Annotated in this window: 6 protein-coding genes; 4 read left to right on the top strand and 2 right to left on the bottom strand. The window is 54.1% G+C overall.

The features are described from left to right. Nucleotides 1-51: 51 nt before the first annotated feature. Nucleotides 52-2,025: a TonB-dependent copper receptor gene (locus tag HMPREF3277_RS09745; RefSeq protein WP_070870990.1), complete on the bottom strand. Its 1,974-nt coding sequence runs from the start codon at nucleotides 2,023-2,025 to the stop codon at nucleotides 52-54. Between the two features lie 399 nt (nucleotides 2,026-2,424). Beyond that, entirely contained in the window at nucleotides 2,425-3,258 is an 834-nt protein-coding gene (gene serB / locus HMPREF3277_RS09740) for a phosphoserine phosphatase SerB (RefSeq protein WP_070870989.1), read from the bottom strand. A gap of 235 nt (nucleotides 3,259-3,493) precedes the next feature. Here serB and HMPREF3277_RS09735 point away from each other — a divergent pair, with 235 nt between their 5' ends. From HMPREF3277_RS09735 to pntB, 4 genes are all read left to right on the top strand, one after another. Continuing rightward, nucleotides 3,494-5,035: a Re/Si-specific NAD(P)(+) transhydrogenase subunit alpha gene (locus tag HMPREF3277_RS09735; RefSeq protein ID WP_070870988.1), complete on the top strand. Its 1,542-nt coding sequence runs from the start codon at nucleotides 3,494-3,496 to the stop codon at nucleotides 5,033-5,035. Between the two features lie 4 nt (nucleotides 5,036-5,039). Continuing rightward, on the top strand, nucleotides 5,040-5,423 hold the full coding sequence (locus HMPREF3277_RS09730; RefSeq protein WP_045073789.1) for an MAPEG family protein: 384 nt from the start codon (nucleotides 5,040-5,042) through the stop codon (nucleotides 5,421-5,423). Nucleotides 5,424-5,526: 103 nt separating this feature from the next. Further along, nucleotides 5,527-5,928, top strand: coding sequence for a GFA family protein (locus HMPREF3277_RS09725; protein WP_070870987.1), 402 nt, complete (start codon nucleotides 5,527-5,529; stop codon nucleotides 5,926-5,928). 177 nt (nucleotides 5,929-6,105) lie between these two features. Next, a complete protein-coding gene (gene pntB, locus HMPREF3277_RS09720) occupies nucleotides 6,106-7,491 on the top strand; it encodes a Re/Si-specific NAD(P)(+) transhydrogenase subunit beta (protein ID WP_070870986.1) in 1,386 nt (461 codons plus the stop codon). The last annotated feature ends 312 nt before the right edge of the window (nucleotides 7,492-7,803 follow it).

The following is a 7,803-nucleotide window of genomic DNA, read 5'->3' as shown; positions in this document are numbered from 1 at the left end:
TTTGGGGTGCAGTTCACTTTTCAGACGACCTTTCACTTTCTCAACTCAATATCAGAATTTCGCTTGCAGCCTCAACCAAGCGGTACGGCCGGGTTCGTTGACGCGTAAGGTTTGCGTGCCTGCTGAAGGGTCGCCGCCTTTGCTGACGAATTCGGCATAGGTTTTGTTGAACACGTTGTCTATACCGGCCTGCAAGGTGGCGTATTTGCTGAATTTCCAGCCGGCATTGAGCGAGAGTACGCCGAAGCCGGAAGAGGCGCCGATGTCCTGTCCGACGATATTGCCTTGACCTTTGCTGTAACGGTTTTGTTTGGCCACGACGCGCCATAACGCGCCTGCGCTGAATTTGCCGTTGTCGAAGGCGAGGGTGTTGTTCCACTCGAGCGGCGGGGTTTGCGCCAAAGGCTTGCCGTCGGTACGGTTTTTGCCGTGGGTGTAGGCGAGGCTGCTGCCGATTTCCCAATTGGGTGCAAACGTCCATTTGACTTCGGCTTCGCCGCCGAAACGCGAGGCTTTAACGTTGCGTACGCCTAAATCCGTGCCTTGGCGTTCGAGTATGATGAAGTTTTTGACATCGCTGCCGAATACGGATACGGAGGCATGGAGGTTGGGACGTTTCCAGATGATGCCCGCATCGATTTGGCGGTTTTGTTCGGGATGGATGATTTTCTTTTTGGCGCGCAGACGTTCCCAGTAGTCGGGCGAGCGTTCGGCGATACCGAATCCGGCGTAGTATTTCAAGCCGTTATCCGTATCACGTTCCCAACGTAAGAAACCGGAATTCAAGTTGAATTTCTGATGTTTCAAAACGGGATCGGTTACGTCTGCGGAATCGTAATGTGCTTTGACACGGTCGTGGCGCAAGCCTGCTACCCAACGTTGTTTGTCGGTTTGCTGCCAAGCGGCTTCGGTGAAAACGCCCCATTGTTTGAAACTTTGGTTGGGCATATAGGGCTTGTGGCTATAGCCGTCGCCGCCGCGCTCCATGCGGGCGACGTGTACGTCGTCCATATAATCTACGCCGGTTTGCAGGTTGAGGTTATCCCAATCGAAGGTGGCTTTCAGACGACCCGTGTCGGTGTTGCGTTTGGGGTTGTTGGCGTTTTTAATCTGTTTGCCTGCCGGATTGCGGATGGTGCGCAGGCTGTATGTGTCCATGACGTGATCGATTTCGCTTTCACCGTAGCGCAATTCGAGTTCGCTGAACCAAGGGGTGAGGTTGCGTTGGGTAAAGCGGACGTTCCATGCGTCGCGGTCGAATTTGCTGCCGTCCATCATGCGGTCGGCGTAGGCGACCTTGGCCCTGCTGCGTTCGTATGTGCCGGCGATGGTGGTGTTTTCGGTCGGGGTGATGCCCAGTTGCAGCATTTGGCTGTCGCGTTTGAAATGGGAGTGGACGCTCTTGCCTGAGCCGTCTTTGTAGTTGCCGGCTTCGTTATGGGAAATATTGCTGCGGACGTAGCCGTATTTGCCGCCGAATTCGGCTTCAAGCGAACCGTCGCGACGGTCGTTGCTGCCTGCGGTCAGGGAGGCGTTGATGTTGTAGGGTTTTTCGCTGAAATCAGGGTCTTTGCGGATGAATTGTACCGAGCCGCTGACCAAACCCATGCCTTGGGTTACGGTTTGCGGGCCTTTGGTAACGACGACTTTGTCGAAAGAATTCGGGTGGATGTAGGCAGTCGGCGGGTCCATACGCATACTGCAGCCGCCGTAAATAAACTGGTCGTCTGCGTTAATCGACAGGCGCGAACCGCCCAAACCGCGGAACAATGGATCGCCCGAGCTACCACCTTTGCGGATGATGCTCATGTTGGAGACAGACTGTAAAAGGTCTGCCCCGTCTCCGGCAGGGAGGGGTTGCAAAGCAGCTTTGGGGTTGAAAGTAACGCTATTGGCTTTTTGTTGTTGTGTGCCGGTGACGGTGACAGGGGAAAGGGTAACAGTCTCTTCGGGAACGGGGTTTGTATCTGCCCAAGCTTGGGATACAGCTACGGCAAGCGGCAGAAGGAGTAACTGATGTTTCATCCTTAGGGCTCCTTTTATTGGTTTAGTTCATAGGTTGTAGTTAAATACTACTTTAGTAGTATAAAGAATGTCAGGTAGTTTGTGAACAAGAAAACGATTTTGTTTAATTTAAGTCAATATTTTCAGTGCATAGCCAAATTATTTTAAGAACGGTAATAACCGTGTTGATTAATTGCCTATTGTTCCGTTTGGTAGGAAGAAGGGATAAGGCTGTTACGGGGATAAAGAGGGCTGTGTTCGGGAGCGGGTTGCAAACCCGTTTTGGCGTGTTGTTACTGCGTTCCCTTTGGTGTTCCGTTCGCAGTCATTACGATATTTCAAACAGCAAAAAGGTCGTCTAAAAAATTTTCAGACGACCTTTGCTTTACAGGGAAACCCCTGACAAACGATACAGGCAGTTTATTTAAACCACCCCCTGACACGTTCCAATCCGCCGAAGTTGATGCAGGCATCGGCGACTGCCTGCGCTTTCGGTTTGGCGTGGTAAGCCACGCCTATGCCGGCTTCTTTGAGCATCGGAATATCGTTCGCACCGTCGCCCATCGCCAACACCTGATGCGGCTGCAATCCGAGGCGGTCGCGGTATTCGCGCAATAAATTCGCTTTTGCCTGCGCGTCGATGATTCTGCCTTTCAGACGACCTGTCAGCTTGCCGTTTTCAATTTCCAAAACATTGGCGTGTTGGTATTCGAAGCCGAGGCGTTGTTGCAGCCTTTCGGTGAAAAACGTGAATCCGCCTGACACTAGCATGAATTTCACGCCGTGTGCCTTGCATTCGTCCAATAAAAATTCCGCACCGGGCGAGAGCCGCAAAACGTTTTCATAAACTTCCGCCAAAACCCGTTCGTCCAATCCCGCCAACAGAGCGACGCGGCTGCGCAAAGACTGCTCGAAATCCAATTCGCCGCGCATCGAGCGTTCGGTAATTTCCGCCACGCGGTCTTTCAAACCGACGCCCGCCGCAATTTCATCGACGCATTCAATGGTAATCAGCGTCGAATCCATATCGCTGACAATCAGCCCGAGTTCGCCGAACGCCATATCGGGCAACACGGCGTGGTCGATTTGACGGCTGCTCAGTAACGCCGTGTCCGCCTCGCTTAAAGAAAACCCTTCCTCAACAATAAAACGCATACGCTTTTCATCGGCGTAATCAGGCTCGGGCAGGCGGGCAAGGAGGGCGGAAGGCAGGGCTTCGGCGGAGGGAAATTGGAGGACGAGGGCGTGCGGCATGGCGGTGGCTCAAAAAATGCGGATTATATAGTGAAACAGCGGAGAATGTTACGGCGGTCAAACCGTATGTTTGGAAAATGATTTTAAACGCAGACGGCAGTATTTGTAAGGCAATACAGGGATGAAATGTCGAATTGTCGGCTTAACTATTGCCAGTCCACTGAAAATTCGCTATAAGGGGATTATCCGAAATATATTAACATTTATATACAGACAACCCAAAAAGGATTCAGAGATGAAAATCGGTATCCCACGCGAGTCATTATCCGGCGAAACCCGCGTCGCCTGTACGCCTGCCACCGTTGCCCTGTTGAGCAAACTGGGCTTTGAAACCGTTGTCGAAAGCGGCGCAGGTTTGGCGGCAAGTTTGGATGATGCGGCTTATCAAGCAGCAGGCGCGACCGTTGCCGACAAAGCAACGGTTTGGGCATGCCCTTTGCTTTACAAAGTCAATGCGCCGTCCGAAGGCGAGCTGCCGCTGCTCAAAGAAGGGCAAACCATCGTCAGCTTCTTGTGGCCGCGCCAAAACGAGGCTTTGGTTGAAGCCTTGCGTGCCAAGAAAGTCAACGCGCTGGCGATGGACATGGTTCCCCGCATTTCCCGCGCACAGGCTTTGGACGCTTTGTCTTCGATGGCAAACATCAGCGGCTACCGCGCCGTGATTGAAGCCGCCAACGCCTTTGGCCGTTTCTTCACCGGTCAAATCACCGCCGCCGGCAAAGTGCCGCCCGCTCAGGTTTTGGTGATTGGTGCCGGTGTGGCAGGTTTGGCGGCAATTGGTACAGCAAACTCGCTCGGCGCAGTGGTGCGCGCATTCGATACCCGCTTGGAAGTGGCGGAACAAATCGAATCGATGGGCGGCAAGTTCCTGAAACTCGACTTCCCGCAAGAATCGGGCGGCAGCGGCGACGGCTACGCCAAAGTGATGAGCGACGAATTTATCGCCGCCGAGATGAAGCTCTTTGCCGAGCAGGCAAAAGAAGTGGACATCATCATCACTACCGCTGCCATTCCGGGCAAACCCGCGCCCAAACTGATTACCAAAGAAATGGTGGAAAGCATGAAATCCGGCTCCGTCATCGTCGATTTGGCGGCGGCGACCGGCGGCAACTGCGAACTGACCAAACCGGGCGAATTGTTCGTAACGGACAACGGCGTAAAAATCATCGGCTACACCGACATGGCAAACCGCCTTGCCGGACAGTCTTCCCAGCTTTACGCCACCAACTTGGTCAACCTGACCAAGCTGTTAAGCCCGAACAAAGACGGCGAAATCACGTTGGACTTCGAAGACGTGATTATCCGCAACATGACCGTTACCCGCGACGGCGAAATCACCTTCCCGCCTCCGCCGATTCAGGTTTCCGCCCAGCCGCAACAAACGTCGTCTGAAAAAGCCGCGCCTGCCGCCAAGCCTGAGCCGAAACCCGTTCCCCTGTGGAAAAAACTCGCGCCCGCCGTCATCGCCGCCGTATTGGTACTGTGGGTCGGCGCGGTCGCGCCCACAGCATTTTTGAACCACTTTATCGTGTTCGTCCTCGCCTGCGTCATCGGCTACTACGTCGTCTGGAACGTCAGCCACTCGCTGCATACCCCGCTGATGTCCGTGACCAACGCCATTTCCGGCATCATCGTTGTCGGCGCGCTGCTGCAAATCAGCCAAGGCAACGGCTTCGTTACCCTGCTTGCCTTCATCGCCATCCTGATTGCCAGCATCAACATCTTCGGCGGCTTCTTCGTAACACGCCGGATGTTGAATATGTTTAGGAAAGGGTAAAAGCATGACTTTAGCCTATTGGTGCATCCTGATTGCATCGCTGCTGCCGCTGTTTTGTTCCTTCATCGCCAAAGCGCAGGGCGGTTTTCAGCCGTCGGACAACCGAAATCCGCGCGATTTCCTCGCCCGCACGCAAGGCTTGTCGGCGCGTGCCAATGCCGCGCAGCAAAACGGTTTTGAAGTGTTTGCCCCGTTTGCCGCCGCCGTTTTGGTGGCACACGCCACAGGCAACGCCGCGCAAGCGACCATCAACCTTTTGGCCATATCGTTCATCGCCTTTCGCATTGCTTATATTTTCAGCTATCTGAAAGACAAACCGAGCCTGCGTTCGGCAATGTGGACGGGCGGATTTGTCTGCACCATCGGGCTGTTTGTAGCCGCTGTCTGACAGCGGGGTCGTCTGAAAACGAACTCAGCGAGTTTCGCTAAAACGAATGCAGCGGGTTTTCAGACGACTTGGAAGTCAGTTTTCGAATATGAGGATTTCGACCATGAAAGCAAAATGCCTGTGCGGCAACGTATCTTTAGAAGTAGAACACGACAAACACGTCCACGCCTGCCATTGCGGGATGTGCCGCATTTGGGGCAGCGGCGCGACGTTTTCGCTGATTGCCGCCAAGCCGCCTAAAATCGACGGCGGTGAAAACATCGCCCGCTACCATTCGTCCGAATGGGCGGAACGTGCGTTCTGCAAAAACTGCGGTACCCACCTGTTCTACCATTTCCTGCCGAACGACAGCTATTTCGTCTTCGCCGGACTGTTTGCCGACAACGCCGATTTCAAATTGGAAGAGCAGATTTTCATCGACGCCAAAGCCCCGTACTACGAACTGGCAAACGACACGCCCAAGCTGACCGAAGAAGAGTTTTTGGCACAATTCGGCGGCGGATAGGAAACCCGATACAGAGGTCGTCTGAAAACGCAGCAGCAACGGAGTGATGCGGATGAAATAAAAATACCCGAACCGTCATTCTCAAATGGTTGACGGTTAAGCGAATCCGCCATCAAACCCTTTCAGACGACCCGATTAAAAAACACAGTTACTTTCACAAATAATTGGAGAATCACCATGTCTTCAGGACTCGTTACAGCGGCGTACATCGTAGCCGCGATACTGTTCATCTTCTCGCTGGCGGGGCTGTCCAAGCAGGAAACCGCCAAGCAGGGCTGTTATTCCGGCGTAGCGGGGATGACGGTCGCCTTGTTCGTTACCGTGTTTTCCGAAAACACCCACGGACTCGGCTGGATCATCATCGCCATGCTCATCGGCGCCGCCGTCGGCATCTACAAAGCCAAAAAAGTAGAAATGACCGAAATGCCCGAACTGATTGCACTTCTGCACAGCTTCGTCGGCTTGGCGGCCGTTTTGGTCGGTTTCAACAGCTATATCGAGCCGGGCAACGTTTCGCACGATATGCACACCATCCATCTGGTCGAAGTGTATTTGGGCATCTTCATCGGCGCAGTAACCTTTACCGGTTCGCTGGTCGCGTTCGGCAAGCTCAACGGCAAAATCAGCAGTGCACCGCTGCAACTGCCCGCCAAACACAAGCTCAACCTCGCCGCATTGGTTTTATCCTTTATCCTGATGCTGGTGTTCGTATCCGTTGACGGCAGCGGCTTCATCCTGATCCTGATGACCCTGATCGCCCTCGCATTCGGCTGGCACTTGGTCGCCTCCATCGGCGGCGCGGATATGCCCGTAGTCGTGTCCATGCTGAACTCCTACTCAGGCTGGGCGGCCGCAGCGGCAGGCTTCATGCTCTCCAACGACCTGCTTATCGTCACCGGCGCACTCGTCGGCTCCAGCGGCGCGATTCTGTCCTACATCATGTGTAAAGCCATGAACCGCTCCTTCATCTCCGTGATTGCAGGCGGCTTCGGTACCGACGGTTCCGCCGCAGCCTCAGGCAGCCAAGAAGTCGGCGAATACCGCGAAGCCAAACCCGCCGAAGTCGCCGAAATGCTGCGCAACGCAAGCAGCGTCATCATTACCCCGGGCTACGGTATGGCAGTGGCGCAGGCACAATACCCCGTTGCCGAAATCACCGAGCTTTTGCGTAAAAACGGCACCGAAGTACGCTTCGGCATCCACCCCGTCGCCGGCCGCCTGCCCGGTCATATGAACGTACTGCTCGCCGAAGCCAAAGTCCCCTACGACATCGTTTTGGAAATGGACGAAATCAACGACGACTTCCCCGAAACCGACGTAGTGCTGGTTATCGGCGCGAACGACACCGTCAACCCCGCCGCCCAAACCGACCCGAACAGCCCGATTGCCGGCATGCCAGTGTTGGAAGTGTGGAAGGCAAAAGAAGTCGTCGTCTTCAAACGCTCAATGAACACCGGCTACGCAGGCGTACAAAACCCGCTGTTCTTCAACGAAAACAGCGTGATGTGCTTCGGCGACGCGAAGAAAACCGTTGATGAGATTTTGGCGGAATTGAAGAAATAACATTTAGAAACCAAGACAAAAGGTCGTCTGAAAACCCGATTCCAAGGTTTTCAGACGACCTTTTCTTATGAACACACTACGTTAAACATCCTATCGCCGTCATTCCCGCCCCTGCCTACGCGAGGACAGGTTACGACGGGAATTCATCGGAAATTCTAAGAAACTGATGTTTGAAAAACAGTTGCCGAGATTTAAAAGTAGATTCCCGCCTGCGCGGGAATGACGGTAGTTGGGCAGAAATTTATGCTGCGACTTGCAGCATGCCCCCTCTCCCGTCTGGCGGGAGAGGGTTGGGGAGAGGGTGGCTCTATG

The organism is Neisseria sp. HMSC70E02 (genome assembly GCF_001838645.1).
GTDB classification, from domain to species: domain Bacteria; phylum Pseudomonadota; class Gammaproteobacteria; order Burkholderiales; family Neisseriaceae; genus Neisseria; species Neisseria macacae.
The sequence above is the reverse complement of the archived record's forward strand: the minus strand, read 5'-3'. Positions and strand labels throughout refer to the sequence as shown.

Coding starts and splice junctions, on each gene's coding strand:
- serB (WP_070870989.1), bottom strand. CDS start 3,258: ATGCCGCACGCCCTCGTCCTCCAATTTCCCTCCGCCGAAGCCCTGCCT.
- HMPREF3277_RS09730 (WP_045073789.1), top strand. CDS start 5,040: ATGACTTTAGCCTATTGGTGCATCCTGATTGCATCGCTGCTGCCGCTG.
- pntB (WP_070870986.1), top strand. CDS start 6,106: ATGTCTTCAGGACTCGTTACAGCGGCGTACATCGTAGCCGCGATACTG.
- HMPREF3277_RS09735 (WP_070870988.1), top strand. CDS start 3,494: ATGAAAATCGGTATCCCACGCGAGTCATTATCCGGCGAAACCCGCGTC.
- HMPREF3277_RS09745 (WP_070870990.1), bottom strand. CDS start 2,025: ATGAAACATCAGTTACTCCTTCTGCCGCTTGCCGTAGCTGTATCCCAA.
- HMPREF3277_RS09725 (WP_070870987.1), top strand. CDS start 5,527: ATGAAAGCAAAATGCCTGTGCGGCAACGTATCTTTAGAAGTAGAACAC.